A 20267-nucleotide genomic window follows, 5' to 3' on the forward strand; every position below is an offset into this window, starting at 1 on the left:
TGCCTCCCTCCCTCCTCTGCAAGGATCGATGTCCCCCCAGCGGGGCGGGGGGGATCCCCCCCCCCCCCCCCCCCCCCCCCCCCCCTCCCGCGTGTTACTCGATTCCGGCCTCGGTGCACTTCTTGGCGAAGTCACCGGTGCACAGCTCCTCCTTGGTCACGAAGCCGTCGGCGACGACGTCCTTGACGCTGTCGAAGAAGATCGGCTGGGGGTCGAGGAGGACGGCGGGCACGTCGGCGCCGCTCTCGCTGTCCTTGACCGTGCCGGACGCCGCGGGCTTCTCGCCCTTGGCCAGGCCGATGGCGAGCTCGGCGGCCGCGTCGGCCTCCTTCTTGATCGCCTTGTAGACCGTCATGCACTGGTCGCCGGCGAGGATGTTCTGCAGGCCCTGCACGGTGGCGTCCTGGCCGGTGACCGGGACCTTGCCGTTCAGGTTGTTCTTCTTGAGCACGGTGATGGCGGCGTTGCCGAGACCGTCGTTGGCGGCCAGGACACCGGCGATCTTCGGCTGCTCGGTGAGCATCTGCTCGAAGATGGTGCCCGCCTGGGCGTTGTCCCAGTCCGGAACCGACTGGTCCGGGCCCTTGACGTACTCGCCCGAGTCGTACTTGGGCTTGAGCACGCCGTCGTAGCCGTTCTTGAACAGCGTGGCGTTGTTGTCGGTCGGCGAGCCGTTGAGCTCGGCGACGATCGGCTTCTCGGCCTTCTTGTCGGTCAGGCACTTGACCAGGCCCTCACCCTGCAGGGTGCCGACCTTGGTGTTGTCGAAGCTGACGTAGTAGGACGCGCCGCCGTTGAGGGTGAGGCGGTCGTAGTCGATGGTGGCCACGCCCTGGGCCTTGGCCTTGTCGAGGACGGCCTTGCCGGTTCCGCTGTCCAGGTTGACGATCATCAGGACCGTGGCGCCGTTGGTGATCATCTGGTCGGCGATGGTCTGGAACTGCGTCTTGTCACCCTGGGCGTTCTGGATGTCGTAGGCGACACCCGCGGCCTTGAACGCCTCCTCCAGGTACTTGCGGTCCGCGGTCTCCCAGCGGGCGGAGGACTTGCTGTCGGGGAGGATGACACCGATCTTGCCGGCGGCGGCCGAGCTCGCGGCGGCGGAGGGTGCGCCGCTCGGGGCGGCGGTGGTGGGCTCTTCGCTCCCGCAGGCGGCGAGACCGAGGGTCATCACCGCGGCGGCGGTGGTCATGCTGAGGATCCCCTTGCGCATGGTGCACGGGTCCTTTCTTCGAAAGTGGGGGGTACGGAGGTGCGGCATGCCGAATTCGCGGGCCCGGCTCCGCCGGATCTCGGCTCACCGTTCCGTTGAATGTTGTTTGCGGCAACGTATTCCGCCGTTGGCCAGAGCGCCAGACCCTCCAGAGGTAAAGTTTGTTGTGGCCGGTAACAATCCAGAAACGCCTGCTTAACGACGTCGTGCCGGACGGCCGGAGCCCCTGCCCGGCCGGGGCCGCATCGCGGGCGGCGCCGGGCACGCCCGTTCCCGGTCCCCTGGGGACCGCGACCGGTCACCGTCGCGGCTCCGGACTACGCCGCCAGGCCGTCGAGCCGCTCGAGCGCCCGCTCGACCGCGTCCCGCCCCGCGGGCAGCAGGGGCAACCGGACGTCCGGCGTGGGGATGCGGCCCTGGGCGTGCAGGACCCCCTTGATCACGGTGGGGTTGGGTTCGGCGAACAGGGCCTCCGACAGGGCCGACAGGCGGTGCCCGAGTTCCCGGCCCCGCGGGAGGTCTCCGCCGAGCCAGGCGCCGGCCAGCTCGGCGAACCGTTCCGTGGCCAGGTGGGCGGAGGCCAGGACGGCGCCGGTGGCGCCGAGCGCGAGGAGCGGCGAGACGAACGGGTCGTCACCGGCCAGGACCGCGAAGCCCGGCGGGAGGTCACCGAGCAGGTCCACCGCGTGCCGGTCGACGCCGCCCGCCGCGTACTTCACCCCCGCGACCCCGGGCAGCCGGCCCAGCGCGCGCAGGCACTCCGCGTCGAGTTCCTGCCCGGTCCGGTACGGGACGTGGTAGACGACCAGCGGCACCGGGCCCGCGGCCGCAAGGAGGGCGAAGTGCGCCAGCACGCCGGGGTGCCCCGGCCGGGTGAAGGACGGCACCGGGACCAGCGCGGCCGTCACCTCCGGCCATGCCGCCAGGCGCGCGAGGGAGGCCGCGGTGGCCCGGGTGTCGTTGCCGCCCGCGCCGACGATCAGGGGTGCCGCGCGCTCACCGCAGACGTGGGCGCACACGTCGACGACCGCGCGCTTCTCCCTCTCGTCGAGGGTGGCGGCCTCGGCGGTCGTCCCCAGCGCGACGATCCCGGTGGCGCCCGCGGCCAGGACGTCGCGGGCGAGCCGTTCCAGGGCGTCCGTCGCGATCCGCCCGTCGGCGGTCAGCGGCGTGATCAGCGGTACGTGGATCCCGCGCAGGGCGGTGTTCGAGGTCATGGCCACCAGGGTGTCCCGGCCGTACTGTGCGGGTCCAGTTCACCTTTCCGGGTTCCAGCGTAAGCTGAGCCGATGCTCGATGTGCGCCGCCTGCGCCTGCTGCGCGAACTCGCCCTGCGCGGCACCATCGCCGCCGTCGCCCGGGCGCTGTCCTTCAGCCCTTCGGCCGTCTCCCAGCAGCTGTCCGTCCTGGAGCGCGAGGCGGGCGTGCCGCTGCTGGAACGGACCGGGCGGCGGGTGTGCCTGACCCCCGCCGGGCAGAACCTGGCCCGTCACGCCGAGGTGATCCTGCGGCACCTGGAGCAGGCCGCGGGCGAGCTGGTCGACGCCCGCCACGGCCTGGCCGGCCCGCTGCGCATCGGCACCTTCCCGACGGCGGCGCGGGCGATCCTCCCGGTCGCCCTGACCGTCCTGGCCCGCGAGCACCCCGCCCTGGAGCCGATGGTCTCGGAGATCGATCCGGCCGGCGTCGCCGACGCGCTGCGCGCCGGTGACCTGGACCTCGCGCTGATCCACGACTACGACTTCGTCCCCCGGCCGGCCGAACCGGGCCTGGCCACCCGTCCGCTGTTCGGCGAACCGGTCTACCTGGCGTCGGCCGCTCCGGTGACGGCCTCCGGCGGCCAGGCGATCACCGCCTGCGCGGACCTGCCCTGGATCGCGGCGATCCCGGGCACGGCCTGCCACACGATGACCGTCCGGGCCTGTCAGGCCGCCGGTTTCACCCCGCGCGTCCGGCACCACATCGACGAGTTCGCCACCGTGCTCGCCCTGGTCGCCGCCGGGCAGGGGGTCGCGCTGGTCCCGCGGCTCGGCGCGGTGGATCCGCCTCCCGGCGTGGTGCTGACCCGGCTGCCGATCCGCAGGCGGACCATGACCGCCCACCGGGCCGGAGCCGACGCGCACCCCGCCGTCGCCACCGTCACCGCCGCCCTGCGCACCGCGGTCCCCGCGGGGTTCGAGACCTGACGGCGGCCGCGGCGCCGTCGCGGGCGCGCCGCCCGCACGGGACCGGTGACACCACCCGGAGGGGACCGGCCCGCTCGGGGATCATGACGAGGGCGGGGCGGGGACGAGCCCGCCCTCGTAGGCCGCGATGACGAGCTGGGCCCGGTCGCGGGCGTGCAGCTTAGCCAGCAGCCGGCCGATGTGGGTCTTGACCGTGCCGACGGTGAGGTGGAGGTGCTCCGCGATCTCGGAGTTGGACATCCCCGTGCCGATGAGGGTGAGGACGTCCTGCTCGCGCTGGGTGATGTCGTCCAGGAGCCGCCGGGCCGGAGCGGGGCGGGGGCTTCGCAGGAAGTCGGCGATGAGCCGCCGGGTGACGGTGGGCGCGAGCAGCGCCTCGCCGGAGGCGACGACCCGGACGGCGGCCAGGAGCTCGGTCGCGGTCGCGCTCTTGACGAGGAACCCGCTGGCCCCTGCCCTGAGCGAGGCGTACACGTACTCGTCCTGGTCGAACGTGGTGAGGATCAGCACGCGGGCGCCGGCACCGGCCGGGTCGGCGCAGATGCGCCTGGTCGCCTCGATGCCGTCCATGTCCGGCATCCGCACGTCCATGAGGACGACGTGCGGCCGCCGCAGGCGGGTCAGGAACACGGCCTCGGCGCCGGTGCCCGCCTCGCCCACGACGACCATGCCCGGCGCGGTGTCGATGAGGACCTTGAGGCTGTCGCGCAACAGGACCTCGTCCTCGGCGAGCAGGACCCGGACGGGCTCCGGCTCGCGCGGGGACGGCTCACAGGGGGACGGGTCGCGCGGGGACGACTCGTGCGGGGACGACTCGTGCGGGGACGACTCGTGCGAAGACGGGAACGGGTCCTGCGGGGTGTCGTCGGTGGTCATGCCGGGGTGCCTTCCGGGTCGTAGGGCAGCCGGGCCGCCACGCGGAAACCTCCTTGGGGCCGGGGGCCCGCGCTGAACGTGCCCCCGTACATCCTGGCCCGCTCGCGCATGCCGATCAGACCGTGTCCCCCGTGTCCCCCGTGTCCCCCGTGTCCTGCGTCTACCCCGTGGTCCGCCCGCGGGGGCCGGCCGTTGCGGGGGCCGTCGTCTACGACCTCGATCGAGGCGGCCCGCCCGTCGACGTCCACGGTGACCACGCAGCGGGTGGACCCGGTGTGGGTGACGACGTTGGTCAGGGCCTGCTGCACGATCCGGTACACCGACAGCGCGACCCCGGCGGGGGGCACGCCCTCCTCGCGGACGGTCAGCTCCACCTCGACCCCGGCCGAGCGGGCATGGGCGGCCAGCTCGGGCAGGCCGGCCATGCCGGGAACGGGCAGGGGGGCCTCCCGCAGGTCGCCGTCGGAGCGCAGCAGGCCGAGCACCCGGTGGATCTCGGCGAGCGTGCTCCGGCTGGTCTGCTCGATGACGGCCAGCGCGGCGCGCACCTCCTGCGGGCGGGCGTCGGCGACGTGGTTGGCCACGGTGGCCTTGACGGCGATCAGGCTCATGCTGTGGCCGATGACGTCGTGCAGCTCCCGGGCGATGCGCCTGCGCTCGTCGCTCACCGCGGCCTCGGCGAGGTGGTGCACGAGACGGGCGGTGGTGTCCCGCTTCCAGCGCACGACCGCCCCGACGGCCCATGCGACGGCCAGCAGCACGCACGTCACGCCGATCTCGACCGGCCAGTACGGCGGCATCTCGCTGGGCGTGGCCGCGGGCGCGAGGCCGGGGAGGACCCGGTCGTAGAAGACCAGGATCGCGGCCGTCGCGGCGGACGCGCACGCCGCGGCGGCCGTCGCCGACCGTACGGCCGAGACCGTGGTGGCCACCTGGTAGAGCACGAGCACGGCCGGCACGAACGTCAGCCAGATCGCGCCCGCCGCGACGGCACCGGCCACGGTGGCCGACACGGCCGCGGCGCACGCCCACACGAGCATCGCCCGCGGCCGATGCCGCCGCAGCGCGACCGGAAGGCTCAGCACGGCCGCCACCGGCCAGGCCGACCAGGCGGGCCACGACGGCGACGGCCCCGGCGGGTCGACGATGGCGTACCCGACGAGCAGCGCCACGGCGATCGCCGCTCCCCCGTCGACGACGTCCCTTCCGCCGAGCCGCCGCAATGTCCCGTCCATGAGGGGAAGCTATCGCCTCACCGGAACCCCGGCGTCCGCCCGGGGTCGGACATCGGCCTCCGCCCAGGGTCATAGTGCCGGCCCGTACGCGCCGGCCGGGATCCGACCCCGGCCGGACGCGCCCGTGCGGCGCCGCCCACCACCATGATGCCGAGCCGGGACGCGCCGGAACCGAACAGACGGGCACGGGACACATGAACGTTGAGACTCGCGGGCGGATCGCCCGGTGGCGGCAGGCCGACGCGGACCGGCGGGCCGCCAACGCCGCGGCCAACCTGGAGCTGCAGCCCCCGTTCCCGGGACGCTGGGTGAGCGCCGCCGGGCTGATCGGCGGCCCCCTGCTGATCATGACCGCGACCGTCCTGCGCTCCCCGTTCCACTACTTCGTCCCCCAGCAGCTCGCCGCCTACGACCGCCACCCCGCCCTCGTCACCGCCGCCTACGCCTGCTTCGCCTGCGGGTTCATCCTGCTGCTCCCGGCCATCGTGACGCTGGCGCAGCGGATCGCCGCCACCAGCCCGCTGTGGGGGATCTGGGGCGGCTGCCTGGTGATCCTGGGCCTGTTCACCCGCGTCTTCCAGTTCGGCACCGACCACCTGGCCTTCCACATGACCGACAGCCTCGGGCTGCAGACGATGCTCGGCGCCGTCGACGACTACTACGTGGCGTGGCGGGACACGCGCTGGCATCCGTTCAGGGCGCTGTCCGGGCCCGCCTTCCTGGGCTGGGTCGTGCTGGCCGTCGGCGCCTACCGCTCCGGCGCCCTGGGACTGGGCCGTTCGATCGCGCTCGGCCTGATGTCGGCGCTCGCGCTCGGGACGCTCAAGGGCACCGAACCGCAGTCCTTCGTCGCCGTCGGCGGCCTGTGCGTCGCCCTCATCCCCCTGGGCGTCTCCCTGCTGCGCAGCGGCCCTCCCCCGAGCAGGCGCGCCATGGTGTGGATCGTGGTCCTCGTCGCCGGGCACGTCCTCGGCAACCTCTACGGCCCCAGGGGGTGACGGCACCCGGGACGCCGTGCCCGACGGCACGCGGAGCCCTGACGGCACGCGGAACGCCGAGCCCCGACGGCACACAGAGCCGGCACGCGGAGCCCTGACGGCACGCGGGACGCCGGGCCCCGACGGCACGAAGCCGCCCGGCGGGACGGTGTCCCGCCGGGCGGCTCTCGTCAGGAGAACGCGCTACCCGGATCAGCGCTTGGCGAGCAGCGACCGCAGCACGTACTGCATGATGCCCCCGTGCCGGTAGTAGTCGGCCTCCCCGGGGGTGTCGATGCGCACGACGGCCTGGAACTCCTTGTCGCCGGCCCTGACCGTCACCGTGGACGGGACACCGCCGGTGTTGAGCGCCTCGACACCGGTGATGTCGAAGGTCTCCTCACCGGTCAGGCCCAGCGAGGCCGCGGTCTCGCCCTCGGGGAACTGCAGCGGCAGCACGCCCATGCCGATCAGGTTGGAACGGTGGATGCGCTCGTAGGACTCGGCGATGACGGCGCGGACGCCGAGCAGCGCGGTGCCCTTGGCGGCCCAGTCGCGCGAGGAGCCCGAACCGTACTCCTTGCCCGCCAGGACGACGAGCGGGATCCCGGCGGCCTGGTAGTGGGCCGAGGCCTCGTAGATGAAGGCCTGCGGCCCGCCCTCGACCGTGAAGTCGCGGGTGTAGCCGCCCTCCACGCCGTCGAGCAGCAGGTTCTTCAACCGGATGTTGGCGAAGGTGCCGCGGATCATGACCTCGTGGTTGCCCCGGCGCGAGCCGTAGGAGTTGAAGTCCTTGACCTCGACGCCGTTCTCCCTGAGGTAGTCGGCGGCCGGGGTGCCGACCTTGATGGCGCCCGCCGGGGAGATGTGGTCGGTGGTGACCGAGTCGCCCAGCTTGGCGAGCACCCGGGCGCCGGAGATGTCGGTCACCGGCTCCGGCTCCGGCGGCATGCCGTCGAAGTAGGGGGCCTTGCGGACGTAGGTCGAGGCCGGGTCCCACTCGAAGGTGTTGCCGGTCGGGATCGGCAGCGAGCGCCAGGTCTCGTCGCCCTTGAACACGTCGGCGTAGTCGTTCAGGAACATCTGCTGGTCGATCGAGGAGGCGACGACCTGCGCGATCTCCTCGGGGGCCGGCCAGATGTCGGCCAGGAAGACCGGCTCGCCGTCCGAACCGGTGCCCAGCGGCTCGTTGTTCAGGTCGATGTCCATGGTGCCCGCGAGGGCGTAGGCGACGACCAGCGGCGGCGAGGCCAGGTAGTTCATCTTGACGTCGGGGTTGATCCGGCCCTCGAAGTTGCGGTTGCCCGACAGCACCGCGGTGACCGCGAGGTCGTTCTCCTGGATGGCCGCGGAGATCTCCTCCTGCAGCGGGCCGGAGTTGCCGATGCAGGTGGTGCAGCCGTAGCCGACCAGGTTGAAACCGATCTTGTCCAGGTACGGCTGCAGGCCCGAGCGGTCGAAGTAGCCGGTGACCACCTGCGAGCCCGGGGCCAGGGAGGTCTTGACCCACGGCTTGCGGGTCAGGCCCTTCTCGACCGCGTTCCTGGCCAGCAGCGCGGCGCCCATCATGACGTACGGGTTGGAGGTGTTGGTGCAGCTCGTGATCGCGGCGATGGTCACCACGCCGTGGTCGATCTCGAAGGTGGTGCCGTCGGCCAGCGTGACCGGCACGACCTTGTGCGGGCGGTCGCCGTCGAGGTCGGCCTCGTTGGGCTTGTCGCCGTTGTCCTGGCCGGAGACGGCCGGGGGGTCGGAGGCGGGGAACGACTCGGCGGAGGCCTCGTCCAGCGGGCCCTGCACGCTGGAGACGTAGTCCTTGACGGCCGCGCGCCAGGCCCGCTTGGCCTCGGCGAGCGCGATGCGGTCCTGGGGGCGCTTGGGGCCGGCGATCGAGGGGACGACCGTGGACAGGTCCAGCTCGATGTACTCGGAGAAGACGGGCTCCTCGGCCGAGGGGTCCAGCCACATGCCCTGGGCCTTGGCGTAGGCCTCGACCAGGGCGACCTGCTGGGCGGGACGGCCGGTCAGCGTGAGGTAGTCGATGGTCTGGCCGTCGATCGGGAAGATCGCGCAGGTCGAGCCGAACTCGGGGCTCATGTTGCCGATCGTGGCCCGGTTGGCCAGCGGCACGCTGGAGACGCCCTCGCCGTAGAACTCCACGAACTTGCCGACGACGCCGTGCTGGCGCAGCATCTCGGTGATCGTGAGGACCAGGTCGGTCGCGGTGGCGCCGGCCGGGAGCTTGCCGGTCAGCTTGAAGCCGACCACGCGCGGGATCAGCATGGAGATCGGCTGGCCGAGCATCGCGGCCTCGGCCTCGATGCCGCCGACGCCCCAGCCCAGGACGCCGATGCCGTTCTCCATGGTGGTGTGCGAGTCGGTGCCCACGCAGGTGTCGGGGTAGGCGGTCAGGACCGTCTCGCCGTCCCGCTCGACGTCGCGCGTCATCACCACGCGGGCCAGGTGCTCGATGTTGACCTGGTGCACGATGCCGGTGCCCGGGGGGACGACCTTGAACTCGTCGAAGGCCGTCTGGCCCCAGCGCAGGAACTGGTAGCGCTCGCGGTTGCGCTCGTACTCCCGCTCGACGTTGCGGCGGAAGGAGTCGGCCCCGCCGAAGAAGTCGACGATGACCGAGTGGTCGATGACCATCTCGGCCGGGGCGAGCGGGTTGATCCTGGCCGGGTCGCCGCCGAGGTCGCGGACGGCCTCGCGCATGGTGGCCAGGTCGACGACGCACGGGACGCCGGTGAAGTCCTGCATGATCACGCGGGCCGGCGTGAACTGGATCTCCACGTTCGGCGTGGCGGACGGGTCCCACCCCGCGATCGCCCGGATGTGGTCGGCGGTGATGTTCGCGCCGTCCTCGGTGCGGAGCAGATTCTCCAGAAGGATCTTCAGACTGTACGGGAGACGGCCCGACCCCTCCACGGCGTCCAGCCGGTAGATCTCGTATCCCGCGTCACCGACGCGGAGCGTGTCACGGCTGCCGAAGCTGTTCGCGGACACGGTTCGCCTCCTCATCACCCTGATGTCTGGCGCGCCGGCACATAAGGCGCAACTGAATCCTGCCGCACCGCCCGAGTGCCCATGTCGGTTAGGTACGCCTAACTTCCTGGTCATCGGCCGGTCGCGGCGGATGTCTCGATATCAAGATATCTCCTGGATATCTCGACATCAAATTACTCACCAGTATGGTCAGAGCGGGGCGAGACGGAGGTACAGCAGCCCGAGAACGACGACGGAAAGTACCGGACCGAGAAACTTCTGCTCGAAGGCGCGGCCCGTCTTGATCCCGATCTTCCAGGGCAGCAGCCATTTCCGCCGGATCGGCCAGAGCACCGGGCAGCCCCGTTCCGTGCAGCAGTCCCCCGCGACATGGGTCAGGCAGCCGATGGCCACCGCCAGCCCCAGCCAGGCGTACCCCACGTTGTCGCTGCGGAAGACGATGAACAGCCCGCCCGTCATGCCGACGTTGAGCATCGCCGAGGCGAACTTCTTGCCCGGGATGGCGATCCCGACGGCCCGCAGCGCCAGGCCGATGAGCAGGATCACCATGATGTCGCGGCCGAGCGGGTAGGTGTTGGCCAGGTAGTGCGCGCCGAAGCCCGCGGCGACCGCGAACGCCAGCGAGTGGGTGATGTTGCGGTGCCCCCCGGCGAGCCACGACACCGCCTTGCTCAGCGCCCAGGTGACCGGCCCGAACGTCTGCGCGATCGTCGCGCTCGGGTGGTCGAGGTCGGGCAGCATCGCGGCACCGGCGCAGATGATGGTCCCGGCGACCAGCTCGGCCGGGTCGAGCGCGTTGACCATGACACCGGTCTCGATGAACCGGTGGGACTCGGTCAGCAGCGGGAACGCGGCCAGCGGGGGCGCGAGGCCCAGCCAGACGATCGCCCCGGTCAGGGCGTGCGTGTGTCCCATCATCGCCCGGACACCACCATGGAGATCATCCCGAGAGACCGTACGCCGCCGCCTTCCCCGGACGGCGCACCACGGTGTCCCGCATCACCGGCGTGTCGCGCGGGCCCTATGGCCCGGACACGCGGGTGCCGATCGTTCCCGTCCGATTCCCCTGCCGCCCGAGGGCGACGATCGTCCGCTTCGATCTTCCCGTCCCTTCACGAGGTGTGCCTGCCCCTGGCATCTTCCTATGAACGAGGAACGGATGGAACGGACGATTGGTGCCGGGAACCGCGACCGGAGCGGCGTTCCGGCCGCGACGAGCGGGAACGGTCCACCCGCGAACCGGGCCGTCCGGGAGATCACCCACCCGGGAGGCCCGTCGGGGCGGAACGGGACGCGGAAGAAGGCGCGACGAGTCCGACCGCGGACGGCTCGACCGGCGGGAAGGCGAGCGGTCTGCGGACGGGCCGGAAGCGGGCCGCGCGGGGCGGGATCGGCGGGAGCCGGGGAAGATCACCGGCGTGTCGCCCGCGGACCGCACCTGGGGAAACGACAGACGGGACCGTTCCGCACCGAAAGCACCCCCCAGCCCTTCCGGCACGGAACGAATCCCGTCTACGTCCTTTGTAACGTGCCGGTCTCAGTACTTGTTCCTGATTCCGGCAAGAATTCCGTGATCTGCCTCACTTCTACGCTGGGCATCGACGATCTCACTCTCGGTGACGATCCACAGGAACGGCACCAGGGGCAGCGCGGCGAGGACGGCGAAGACTCCGAAGGCCCAGGTCAAGCCCGTGATCTCGGCGAGTATCCCGGCCAACGCCGCACCCAGCGGCAGGGTCCCCCAGCTCAGCAGGCGGCTCGCGGCTCCGTAACGGCCCAGCAGCCGGTCCGGGACGAGCATCTGCCCAAGGGTCCGGGCGTTGACCGTCCACAACGTCCCGCCCAGGCCGCCGAGGAACGCGGCCACGCCGACCGCCCACGCCCGCGGGAACACGGCCGGAACGATCATCATGACGACGGTGAAGACGATGTCGGTGAACAGCGCCCAGCGGATCCCCAGCAGGCGGTTGACCGCCCCCACCGCCACCGCGCCCAGCAGACCGCCCAGGCCGATCGAACTGATCAGCAGGCCGTAGCCGAACGCGTCGAGCTGGAGCACCCGCGTCGCGTAGGAGGGCAGCAGCGCCAGCCAGGCGCTCCAGCAGGCCGACAGCACGGCGATGGTCAGCGTCATGGCGCGGAGCAGGCGGTGGTTCCACAGGAAGGCCAGGCCCTCGACCATCTCCGCCCGGACCCGCCCCGGCTCCCGCACGGGCACCCGGTCGTCCCGGTTCCCGGCGTCTCCGCCGTCCCGCAGGCCGGTCGCCCGGAAGCGGCCGGTCAGCAGGGCCAGCAGCACCGCCCCGAAGGCGAAGGCCGCGGCCGACGAGCCCAGCGCCAGGGCCGTCCCCACCCCGGCGAGCAGGCCCCCGACGGCCGGGCCGGCGAACTCGTTGGCGACGGTCTCGCTCCCGGCGATCCACGCGTTGACCGGCCGCAGCCGGTCCCGTGACACGGCGGCGGGGATCAGCGCGCCGACCGCGGAGTTGGCCACCACCTCGGCGATCCCGATGGCCAGGCCCGCGAGGTAGAGCAGGGGCAGCGACAGCACGCCCGCGGCGTGGGCCGCCACCAGGACGAGCGCGGCGGCGAGCCTGACCAGGTTGGCCCAGGCGGCAAGCCTCCTGCGATCTCCCCGGTCGACGAGCACCCCGACGTGGAGCGAGGCCAGCAACCAGGGCAGCGTCAGGGTGAGGCCCACCCCGGCCACCAGGCCGGGCGAGGCGGTCAGGCCGACCGCCAGCAGGGGCAGGGTGATCTTCGCCACGCCGTCGGCGAGGTTGGTGGCCACCGTGAATCCCACGAGCACGAACTCGTTACGCTGCATTCAACACCACCTAAAGGCTTTTGGTGGTTGCATCCTACGCATGCGGAGATCGCCCGTCGACCGTCCCGGGGCGGGATCCCGGCGGGCACCGGCGCGCGGACGGCCGACCGGGGTAACCCGTCGCGGGCGAAGACGCGCGGCCGGGACGGCGACGACGACAGATCGCCCGGCGGCGCCGGTGGTACCGCCACTCCCGCCCGCCGTGGGGCCCCTGACCCGTTTCCGCAGGTGAGGCGGACAATGAAGACATGACGATCACCTTCATCACCGGAGCGAACAAGGGTCTCGGCCGCGAGACCGCCCGCCGTCTCACCGAACTCGGTCACATCGTGCTCGTCGGCGCGCGCGACCCCGAGCAGGGCGAGCGGACCGCCGCCGAACTCGGCGCCAGGTTCGTCCCCGTCGACGTGACCGACGACGCGTCCGTCGCCGCCGCGGCCGCGGACGTCGCCGAACACGAGGGCTCGATCGACGTCCTGGTCAACAACGCGGGCATCGCCGGCCCTCGGGCCGACCCCACCACCCTGACCGGCGCCGACGCCCTCGGCGTCCTCGACGTCAACCTCGTCGGCGTGGTCCGCACGACCACCGCCTTCCTGCCGCTGCTGCGCCGGTCACCGGATCCGGCCATCGTCAACGTCAGCAGCGGGCTGGGATCGCTCGCCTTCACCCACGACCCGTCGCGGATCGAGTCCTCGGTGGTCGCGCCGCTCTACGCCGCCTCCAAGGCGGCGCTGACGATGCTGACCACCCAGTACGCCAGGGCGCTGCCGGACGTCCGCGTCAACGCCGCCGACCCCGGCTACACCGCGACCGACCTGAACGGCAACAACGGCACCCAGACCGTCACCGAGGGCACGGACGCGATCGTCGCCCTGGCGACCGAGGGGCCCGGCGCGGGCTCGGGCCGCTTCGTCGACCGGTTCGGGGAGATCGCCTGGTCCTGATCGTCCCTGGCCGTGGCCGGGACGGCCCCCGGCCGGCCCGGTGACATGGTCGTGCCTCCGGATGCCCCCACCCCCACTTTCGCGACATATGGTTGCCAGCAGAATGTTCTCGATATATCTTTGAAGCATCGAGAGCGATCGAAGGACGATCGCGATATGGAGGTCGGACATGACATCCGCAGCGTCGGGCGGCCCGTGGGCGGGCATCGGCCCGGATGAGATCAGGCGTGAGATGAAGCGCGCGGCCAAGGAGGCGTGGCGGCAGGCGGCCGCCGGCTGGCAGCGGGGCGGGGGGCGGCACGACGCGCACCACCACTCCCACGAGCACCGTTCGCACGGGCACGCCGAGGGCGGGCCGCACGAGCACCGCCACCGCGGCCACCGCGGCCCCTTTCCCGGCGGACCCTTCCCCGGCGGCGGGTTCCCCTGGGAGTTCGCCCGGGGCGGCTGGGGGCGCAGGGGCCCGTTCGGCGGGGGCGGGCCGCCGTTCGGCCGCGGGCGCAAGGCGAAGCGCGGCGACGTCCGCGCGGCGATCCTCGCCCTGCTGACCGAGACCTCCTGCAACGGCTACCAGATCATCCAGGAGATCGAGCGGCGCAGCGAGGGGGGCTGGAAGCCCAGTCCGGGCGCGGTCTACCCCGCACTGCAGCAGCTCACCGACGAGGGCCTGGTCCTGTCGGAGGAGAACGAGGGGCGCAAGACGTTCAGTCTCACCGAGGCCGGGCGCGCCTACGTGGCCGAGCACCCCGAGGAGGTGCGCGCCCCGTGGGAGGAGATGACCCCCGACGTGGACGACAGCACCTGGGAGCTGATGGACATCACCCGCCAGTCGGGGTTCGCGATGCTCCAGATCCTGCAGACCGGCAGCGAGGCCCAGATCCGGGAGGCGAAGCAGGCGCTGGTCGAGACGCGCCGCAAGCTCTACCAGATCCTGGCCGACGGCGACACCGGCGAGGAGTGAGCAGACCATGACGCCCCGAGAGGGACTTCGCATCGGAGACGCCGAGCGCGACGCGGCGATGGAGTTCCTGCGCGAGAACTACGCCCAGGGCCGCCTGACCCACGAGGAGCTCGACGAGCGGCTGGAGCTGGCGCTGTCCGCGCGGACGGGCGGCGACCTGGCCAGGGTGAGCGCCGACCTGCCCGGCCGGAGCGGGGACGGCGAGGGCGTCGCAGACGTCCCGGGGGCACCGGATCCCGCGGGGCCGTGGGGGCACGCGGATCCGTGGGAGCGCGCCATGAGGTCGTGGGCGCACGCCGGTGGGCCGTGGGGGCACGGCCGGCCGGGCGGTCACGGCCCCCGGTCGTGGGCGGACGGGCCGGGACGGTCCTGGGCGCACCACCACCCCGACGCGTGGATGCGCCACCGCGCCGCCCGTGAGTACCGGCGCCGGGAGCGCCGGGGCGGGCCCGGGTTCCCCGTGCCGCTGATCCTGCTGCTGGTGGCCGGGGTGGCGTTCACCGGTCTCGGGGTGCTGAAGGTCCTCCTGGCGATCGCCCTGGTGCTGACCGTGGCGGGTGCCCTCCGCCGGGGGCGGGCGCGCACCGGCGGCCACTCCCGGATCGGCCCTCCGGGCGCGGCCTGAGCGACTCCGGGTCCCCGGTTCCCCCGGCCTTCGGGCCGGGGGCGCGTCACCAGAGCGTCTCGGGCTCCGCGTCCGTACCGTCACCGGGTCCCGGTCCGCCGGAGAGGAACTCCCGGATCCTCCGCATCTCCCCCGCGATGCCGTCCAGCGTCCAGTGCGCGTTCAGGCCGCTCGGGTTGGGCAGCACCCAGACCGCGACGCCCCCGATCCGGGACCGCTGCGGGCCGATCGCCGCCTTGGGCGCGCCGAACGCCTGCCGGTAGGCCGTCACCCCGGCCACCGCCAGCACCTTGGGCCGGACCTCGGCGACGAGCCTCGCCAGCCTCTTGCCGCCCTCGCGGAACTCCTCGGCCGACAGCTCCGCCGCCTGCGCCGTGGGACGCTGCACCACGTTGGTGATGCCCAGCCCGTAGGAGGGGAGCAGGTCCTGCTCGGACGGGGACAGCAGCCGGGGCGTGAACCCGGAGCGGTACAGCGCGGGCCAGAAGCGGTTGCCCGGACGGGCGAAGTGGTGGCCGGTGGCCGCGGAGTACAGGCCGGGGTTGATGCCGCAGAACAGCACGTCCAGGTCGGGGCCCAGCACGTCCTCGATCGTCCGGTCCGTGGAGGCCTCCAGCTCGGCCCGGCTCGGCCGCCGGACCGGCGACCCCGTGCCCCCGCCGGGCGGGCGCCGGTCGGGCGGGCCCTCGCGAGGCGGGTTCTCGCGAGGCGGATTCTCGTGGAGCGAGCCGGGGCCCCTGCGCGAGGAGCCGGGGTTCTCGGGAGAGGGGGCGGGGGTCTGGTGAGGCGGCACGGGCCGAAGCTACCCCTTCCCGCCGGGCTTATCCTCACGTCCCGCCGTCTCTCCGGGCATGAGCACCGCGGAAAAGAACGGGCGTGCCGCGGAGACGACGCGCCTCACTCGGCAATTCACGACTATTCACTATTATGTCGGCATTAAAGTTTATAAACGGTCATTGGTGGTCATTCCCGGTCGTTCGATTTCCACCGGGTGAGGACGACCCGCCGGTCACGGTGAATACTCCGTACCCCGCGAACGGGATGTCTCCGCGGGCGGTGGGCGATCCGCCGCGTCCGGCTTCCGGGGCCGCATCCCGAACAGGAAGCGGGTCGGCCGGGTCCGCCGCACCAGCAGGTCGTAGGCCAGGATCGTCAGGGCGAGCGAGCAGGCCACGATGACGACGTACTTGACCGCGATCGGTGCCTGCCAGCGCACCACCTGGTAGGCGACCGCGACCACGATGGGCTGGTGCAGCACGTACAGCGGCAGGACGGCCTCGGCCAGGTAACCGCGCAGGCCGCCTCCGCTCCCGCTCCGGGACCGGGTGGCCGGGCGGACGCCCGAGGAGTCCGCGCGAGGAAGCACGCCGGGGGGACCCGCGTGAGAGGGGACACCGGAGGGACCCGCCTCGGGCCGGGTGCCGGAACCGGCGGAACCCCGGTCGAGGACGCCGACGATCGTCAGCATCCAGCACCATCCGGCGGCGCCGTACAGCGCCCGGCCGAGGACGGCGAGCGGCGCCGAGGCCGTGAAGGCGTCGTCGCCCGCGGACAGCAGCACCGGCACTCCGGCCGCGAACAGCGCCAGCCCGCACGCGGCGACCACGCGCAGGTCGCGGCGCACCGCCCCGCGGAAGCGCTCGTCGGCCGCGAACGCGAACCCGTAGCAGAAGAAGGCCAGGTACGCCCACCGGCTCCACCCGGCGTACTCCTCCTCCAGACCGAGGACCATGCTGATCAGGACCAGCGGCAGGGCGGGCAGCAGCACCGCGCCGCGCACGCGGGTGAGCCCGGCGACCCGCTCGCCGAGGCCCGATGACGGCAGCCACCGCACCGCGAGCGAGAGCAGCAGCGAGAACGTCAGCAGCAGGACGAGGAACCACAGGTGCCCCGTCTCGAAGTACTCGCCCTGCAGGACGAAGGGGAACTGGGCGAGGTCGAGCTCGACCCGGAAGAACCGGGGCAGGAACTCCAGGTACGACTCCCGGTTGGCGGGGTCGGCACGCAGTCGCAGCCACTGCGGCACCGGGACGACGGCCACCGTGGCGAACACCAGCGGCACGGCGATCCTGCGCAGGCGCTCCACGGCGTAGCCGGCCGGGCCGCGGCGGCCCAGCGAGTGGCGCGCGGCCAGGCCTGCGAGGTAGAAGAGCAGCGGCATCGCCCACAGCACGCCCAGGACGCTGACGACCATGGTGAGGCCGGTGGTCTCGGCGTTCTTGACGTAGAAGTCGTCGCGGGCGTCGAACACCAGCGCCGAGTGGAAGAGCACCAGCCCGGCCACCACCACGACGCGCAGGAGGTCCACCTCCGTCCGCCGCCCGGTCACGGCGCCGGTGCCGGTCGCAGGCCCGGTCGCAGGCCCGGTCGCGGGTTCACCCCCGGTCGCGGGTCCTGTCGCAGCCGAAGGGCCGGTCGCGGACCCGGTCGCGGATCCGGGCCCGGCCGGGGAGGCCGGGGGCGTCGGGGGCGTCGGGGGCGTCGGGGGAAGGGTCATGCCCGGCCCTCCGGCGGGAGGGAGCGCCTGCGGGCCGTGTGGACCACCGTGACCACGGCCAGCACGGCGGCGGGGCCGAGCATGTCCTTGGGCCAGAACTCCAGCGGGCACGCCTCCACCACGCTGGCCACGCCCCAGGCCACGACGTTGACCGCCAGGATCGCGCCCCAGACGAGCCACAGGATCCTCAGCCACCGGGTCACGTCCCGGCGGACCGGTGGCGGGCTCTGCCGTCGTTCGGCGGGCAGGTCGGCGAGCAGCACGGTCAGCTCGCCGCGGGTGGTGGCGGACAGCGCCCGGCCCACCCGGTCGTCGAACTCCGGCATGTCGAGACAGCCCTCCTCGACGGCCAGCCGCAGCCGCCGGGTGGCGGCCTCGCGATCGTCGTCCGACGCCCGCACGTCGCCGTGCTCGGCCATCTCTACCTCCTGTGGGGGCTACGAAGCCGTCTCTCCGGCCTCGCGGGCCAGGAAACGGTCGATCTCGGCTCTCTCCGCGGCCGGGAGGTCGCGTTCCGCGCACCGCCGCTCCGCCACCGCCCTCAGGTGGGGGCGGGCCGCCGCCGGGTCGACGCCGTCGAGGAAGGCGGCGAGCAGGTCGGCCCGCCCGGCCCGCAGGGACGGTTCCGTGACGGTGGCGGTGGCCAGGATGAGCCAGGTGCACGCGGCGTCCACCGCGGGCGCGCCCCTGGCGGCGTTGGCCCAGTCGACGACCTTCGGGCCGTCGGCGGTGACGAGCACGTTGCCGGGATGCAGGTCCAGGTGGAGCAACCGGTTGCCGGGGCGGCCGACGGCGGCCTGCAGCCAGCCGGGCGACCGCACGGCGGACAGCGCCCGCAGCAGGCCGGCCAGGAGCGCGCCGTGCTCGGCGGCCCGCCCGGGGGTGCGGGCCGCCTCCTGGAGCAGGCTCGGCCCGTCCACGTGCTCCATGAGGATGTCGGGCCCGTCGGCGTCGAAGATCTCCGGGGCGGGGAAGCCGTGCCGCCGCACGTGCCGCATCACCGCGGCCTCGCGTTCGAGGCTGCGGCCGTCACGCGAGCGGCGGACGACCCGGCCGGGCCCCGCCTCGAAGATCTCACAGTCGTAGCCGGCGACGATCAACGATCCAACCTGCATGCCTGTCAGGTTAGGCGGTAAAGCCGGTACGTCGATACGCCGAGGCGGTGACCGTTTTTTACGGTAACTACCTGTCAGCGAGAGAGGCGGTACTTATCGCTAACGTGAAGCGAACATGGATTCATTCTTACTCACCTGCTTATTCCATTAATTATGGGGAGGTGACACGTTGCTGGTAGCAACCGACCTCGTCAAGCGTTATGGCGACATCCAGGCACTCGACGGATTCACTCTGAGCGTGGCGGCCGGAGAGATCGTCGGGCTCCTCGGACACAACGGCGCGGGCAAGACGACCTTCGTCGAGATCGTGTCGAACCTGGTCCGCCCGGACGGCGGCAGGGTGACGATCGACGGCAGACCGCCCTCCGCCGTACGCGGCCAGGTCGGCGTGGCTCCCCAGCACATCGCCCTGTACCCGTCGGCGACCGTCCGCGAGCACCTGGAGCTGTACGGCAGGCTCTCGGGGCTGCGCGGGGCCGCGCTGCGCTCGGCGATCGAGGACCTGTCGGTCGTGCTGCGGCTCACCGAGATCATGGACAGGCGGGCCGGCAAGCTCTCGGGCGGCCAGCAGCGCCGTGCCCAGGCCGCGACCGCGCTCGTGCACCGGCCGGGCCTGCTGCTCCTCGACGAGCCCACCGCGGGCGCGGACCTGGAGACCCGGCAGGCGATGCTCGACGTCGTCAAGCAGCGCGCCGGCGAGGGTGCCGCCGTCGTCTACACCACCCACTACCTGCCCGAGCTCACCGAGCTGCAGGCCACGATCGCGGTGGCGCGCGACGGCCGGGTCATCGCCCGGGGCGCCTACGAGGAGCTGGCCAGGGACCTGCCGGGCGAGGTGCGGGTGACGCTGGAGGGCGAGGAGGAGCTCACGATCTCCACCTCGGACCCGGCGGCGACGCTCATCGACCTCCTGCACCGCACCAAGCGCCCGATCAGCTCGGTGGACGTGCGCAACCCGTCCCTGGACGACCTCTACCGATCCCTGGCGGTCCACGATGCTCCTTGACGCCCCGCGGCCCGGCATCGACCTGCTCGGCTCCGCGCACCGGATCGCCGCCCTGGCCCGGCACAACCTGACCCTGCGGCTGCGCGACCCCGGCCAGATGATCAGTTACGTGGCCATGCCGATGGTGCTCATGCTGGTCCTGCGGCCCCTGTACGTCAGGGCGCTCGACACCGGCGCCACCCAGGTGGCCACGGGCCTGATGGTCATGTTCTCCGTCTTCGCGATCTCCCTGGCGGGCAACGCGATCCTGTCCGAACGCACCTGGCGCACCTGGGACCGGCTGCGGGTGAGCCGCGCCCCCGCGGCCGAGCTGCTCATCGGCAAGACCCTGCCGCTGTTCGTGGTGATGGTCACCCAGCAGTCGATCCTGCTCGTGTACGGCTGCCTGGCGATCGGGCTGCCCGTCCCGCCCAATCCGCTCGTCGTGTTCATGTCGATCGTGATCTGGGCCTTCGCGCTGCTGGCGATCGGGGCGGCGCTCGCCACGATCGTGCGCAGCCACGGCGAGCTCAGCGTCATCTCCGACGTGGGCGCGCTCACGCTCAGCTCGCTGGGCGGGGCACTGGTGCCGCTGAGCCTCATGCCCGCGTGGGCGCAGGCGGTCGCGCCCGCGTCCCCCGGCTACTGGGCCCTGACCATGATGCAGTCCGCGGTCGCCGGGAACGTGGCGGGCACGCTGCGTCCCGCGGCCGTGCTGCTGGCGATCGGTGTCCTGGCCGGCGCGTTCGCCGCCCGCAGGCTCGCGCGCGGCTGGGGCCGCGGCGGGCTGATGTGAGCACCTGACATGAGCACC

General features: G+C 72.6%; 18 protein-coding genes. 7 read left to right on the plus strand and 11 right to left on the minus strand.

Annotated features, from left to right (window positions below; translation table 11 throughout):
* Nucleotides 1-94: 94 nt before the first annotated feature.
* Together ACZ6RT_RS30095 and ACZ6RT_RS30100 are read right to left on the minus strand one after the other, a co-directional pair.
* Nucleotides 95-1213 (minus strand): sugar ABC transporter substrate-binding protein, encoded by a 1119-nt coding sequence (locus ACZ6RT_RS30095; protein ID WP_399195292.1) that lies wholly within the window; start codon nt 1211-1213, stop codon nt 95-97.
* 317 nt (nt 1214-1530) lie between these two features.
* Nucleotides 1531-2430: a dihydrodipicolinate synthase family protein gene (locus ACZ6RT_RS30100; protein WP_470157306.1), complete on the minus strand. Its 900-nt coding sequence runs from the start codon at nt 2428-2430 to the stop codon at nt 1531-1533.
* A gap of 72 nt (nt 2431-2502) precedes the next feature.
* On the opposite strand from ACZ6RT_RS30100, the gene ACZ6RT_RS30105 reads away from it, so the two are divergent.
* Nucleotides 2503-3399: a LysR family transcriptional regulator gene (locus ACZ6RT_RS30105; RefSeq protein WP_470157307.1), complete on the plus strand. Its 897-nt coding sequence runs from the start codon at nt 2503-2505 to the stop codon at nt 3397-3399.
* An 81-nt stretch (nt 3400-3480) separates the two neighbouring features.
* Here ACZ6RT_RS30105 and ACZ6RT_RS30110 read toward each other — a convergent pair whose 3' ends face one another.
* A complete protein-coding gene (locus ACZ6RT_RS30110; RefSeq protein WP_470157308.1) occupies nt 3481-4275 on the minus strand; it encodes a response regulator in 795 nt (264 codons plus the stop codon).
* Entirely contained in the window at nt 4272-5510 is a 1239-nt protein-coding gene (locus tag ACZ6RT_RS30115; RefSeq protein WP_470157309.1) for a sensor histidine kinase, read from the minus strand. Before ACZ6RT_RS30115 ends, ACZ6RT_RS30110 begins: the two co-directional genes overlap by 4 nt.
* A 194-nt stretch (nt 5511-5704) precedes the next feature.
* On the opposite strand from ACZ6RT_RS30115, the gene ACZ6RT_RS30120 reads away from it, so the two are divergent.
* Nucleotides 5705-6508: a hypothetical protein gene (locus ACZ6RT_RS30120; RefSeq protein ID WP_470157310.1), complete on the plus strand. Its 804-nt coding sequence runs from the start codon at nt 5705-5707 to the stop codon at nt 6506-6508.
* A gap of 192 nt (nt 6509-6700) precedes the next feature.
* Here the strand turns inward: ACZ6RT_RS30120 and acnA are convergent, their stop codons facing one another.
* The 3 genes from acnA to ACZ6RT_RS30135 all read right to left on the minus strand — a co-directional run bounded on the left by acnA (nt 6701) and on the right by ACZ6RT_RS30135 (nt 12323).
* Nucleotides 6701-9511: an aconitate hydratase AcnA gene (acnA, locus tag ACZ6RT_RS30125; RefSeq protein WP_399195283.1), complete on the minus strand. Its 2811-nt coding sequence runs from the start codon at nt 9509-9511 to the stop codon at nt 6701-6703.
* Between the two features lie 174 nt (nt 9512-9685).
* Complete coding sequence (locus tag ACZ6RT_RS30130) at nt 9686-10414, minus strand: metal-dependent hydrolase (RefSeq protein WP_399195281.1); 729 nt, start codon at nt 10412-10414, stop codon at nt 9686-9688.
* 619 nt (nt 10415-11033) lie between these two features.
* Nucleotides 11034-12323 (minus strand): MFS transporter, encoded by a 1290-nt coding sequence (locus ACZ6RT_RS30135; RefSeq protein WP_470157311.1) that lies wholly within the window; start codon nt 12321-12323, stop codon nt 11034-11036.
* A gap of 248 nt (nt 12324-12571) precedes the next feature.
* Between ACZ6RT_RS30135 and ACZ6RT_RS30140 the strand changes: the two genes are divergently transcribed.
* The 3 genes from ACZ6RT_RS30140 (at nt 12572) to ACZ6RT_RS30150 (ending at nt 14856) form a co-directional block, all read left to right on the plus strand.
* Nucleotides 12572-13270 (plus strand): SDR family NAD(P)-dependent oxidoreductase, encoded by a 699-nt coding sequence (locus ACZ6RT_RS30140; protein WP_470157312.1) that lies wholly within the window; start codon nt 12572-12574, stop codon nt 13268-13270.
* A 169-nt stretch (nt 13271-13439) separates the two neighbouring features.
* Entirely contained in the window at nt 13440-14231 is a 792-nt protein-coding gene (locus tag ACZ6RT_RS30145; RefSeq protein WP_399195275.1) for a PadR family transcriptional regulator, read from the plus strand.
* A 7-nt stretch (nt 14232-14238) separates the two neighbouring features.
* Nucleotides 14239-14856, plus strand: coding sequence for a DUF1707 SHOCT-like domain-containing protein (locus ACZ6RT_RS30150; RefSeq protein WP_470157313.1), 618 nt, complete (start codon nt 14239-14241; stop codon nt 14854-14856).
* Between the two features lie 46 nt (nt 14857-14902).
* Here the strand turns inward: ACZ6RT_RS30150 and mug are convergent, their stop codons facing one another.
* From mug to ACZ6RT_RS30170, 4 genes are all read right to left on the minus strand, one after another.
* Entirely contained in the window at nt 14903-15472 is a 570-nt protein-coding gene (gene mug, locus ACZ6RT_RS30155) for a G/U mismatch-specific DNA glycosylase (RefSeq protein WP_470157324.1), read from the minus strand.
* Nucleotides 15473-15865: 393 nt separating this feature from the next.
* Nucleotides 15866-17164 (minus strand): acyltransferase family protein, encoded by a 1299-nt coding sequence (locus ACZ6RT_RS30160; RefSeq protein WP_470157314.1) that lies wholly within the window; start codon nt 17162-17164, stop codon nt 15866-15868.
* Nucleotides 17165-17349: 185 nt separating this feature from the next.
* A complete protein-coding gene (locus tag ACZ6RT_RS30165) occupies nt 17350-17772 on the minus strand; it encodes a DUF1707 SHOCT-like domain-containing protein (RefSeq protein ID WP_344901053.1) in 423 nt (140 codons plus the stop codon).
* Nucleotides 17773-17790: 18 nt separating this feature from the next.
* Nucleotides 17791-18468, minus strand: coding sequence for a phosphotransferase (locus ACZ6RT_RS30170; protein WP_399195269.1), 678 nt, complete (start codon nt 18466-18468; stop codon nt 17791-17793).
* Nucleotides 18469-18637: 169 nt separating this feature from the next.
* Here ACZ6RT_RS30170 and ACZ6RT_RS30175 point away from each other — a divergent pair, with 169 nt between their 5' ends.
* Both ACZ6RT_RS30175 and ACZ6RT_RS30180 read left to right on the plus strand, forming a co-directional pair.
* Nucleotides 18638-19474 (plus strand): ABC transporter ATP-binding protein, encoded by an 837-nt coding sequence (locus tag ACZ6RT_RS30175; RefSeq protein WP_399195267.1) that lies wholly within the window; start codon nt 18638-18640, stop codon nt 19472-19474.
* Nucleotides 19464-20249 (plus strand): ABC transporter permease, encoded by a 786-nt coding sequence (locus tag ACZ6RT_RS30180; RefSeq protein WP_470157315.1) that lies wholly within the window; start codon nt 19464-19466, stop codon nt 20247-20249. The genes ACZ6RT_RS30175 and ACZ6RT_RS30180 overlap by 11 nt, the downstream gene beginning before the upstream one ends.
* Nucleotides 20250-20267: the final 18 nt, after the last annotated feature.

The organism is Streptosporangium sp. NPDC050148 (assembly GCF_055586505.1).

What these genes read in the sequence shown, in the direction of transcription:
- ACZ6RT_RS30095 (WP_399195292.1), bottom strand. Translation starts at nt 1,213, where the DNA reads ATGCGCAAGGGGATCCTCAGCATGACCACCGCCGCCGCGGTGATGACC.
- ACZ6RT_RS30100 (WP_470157306.1), bottom strand. Translation starts at nt 2,430, where the DNA reads ATGACCTCGAACACCGCCCTGCGCGGGATCCACGTACCGCTGATCACG.
- ACZ6RT_RS30105 (WP_470157307.1), top strand. Translation starts at nt 2,503, where the DNA reads ATGCTCGATGTGCGCCGCCTGCGCCTGCTGCGCGAACTCGCCCTGCGC.
- ACZ6RT_RS30110 (WP_470157308.1), bottom strand. Translation starts at nt 4,275, where the DNA reads ATGACCACCGACGACACCCCGCAGGACCCGTTCCCGTCTTCGCACGAG.
- ACZ6RT_RS30115 (WP_470157309.1), bottom strand. Translation starts at nt 5,510, where the DNA reads ATGGACGGGACATTGCGGCGGCTCGGCGGAAGGGACGTCGTCGACGGG.
- ACZ6RT_RS30120 (WP_470157310.1), top strand. Translation starts at nt 5,705, where the DNA reads ATGAACGTTGAGACTCGCGGGCGGATCGCCCGGTGGCGGCAGGCCGAC.
- acnA (WP_399195283.1), bottom strand. Translation starts at nt 9,511, where the DNA reads ATGAGGAGGCGAACCGTGTCCGCGAACAGCTTCGGCAGCCGTGACACG.
- ACZ6RT_RS30130 (WP_399195281.1), bottom strand. Translation starts at nt 10,414, where the DNA reads ATGATGGGACACACGCACGCCCTGACCGGGGCGATCGTCTGGCTGGGC.
- ACZ6RT_RS30135 (WP_470157311.1), bottom strand. Translation starts at nt 12,323, where the DNA reads ATGCAGCGTAACGAGTTCGTGCTCGTGGGATTCACGGTGGCCACCAAC.
- ACZ6RT_RS30140 (WP_470157312.1), top strand. Translation starts at nt 12,572, where the DNA reads ATGACGATCACCTTCATCACCGGAGCGAACAAGGGTCTCGGCCGCGAG.
- ACZ6RT_RS30145 (WP_399195275.1), top strand. Translation starts at nt 13,440, where the DNA reads ATGACATCCGCAGCGTCGGGCGGCCCGTGGGCGGGCATCGGCCCGGAT.
- ACZ6RT_RS30150 (WP_470157313.1), top strand. Translation starts at nt 14,239, where the DNA reads ATGACGCCCCGAGAGGGACTTCGCATCGGAGACGCCGAGCGCGACGCG.
- ACZ6RT_RS30165 (WP_344901053.1), bottom strand. Translation starts at nt 17,772, where the DNA reads ATGGCCGAGCACGGCGACGTGCGGGCGTCGGACGACGATCGCGAGGCC.
- ACZ6RT_RS30170 (WP_399195269.1), bottom strand. Translation starts at nt 18,468, where the DNA reads ATGCAGGTTGGATCGTTGATCGTCGCCGGCTACGACTGTGAGATCTTC.
- ACZ6RT_RS30180 (WP_470157315.1), top strand. Translation starts at nt 19,464, where the DNA reads ATGCTCCTTGACGCCCCGCGGCCCGGCATCGACCTGCTCGGCTCCGCG.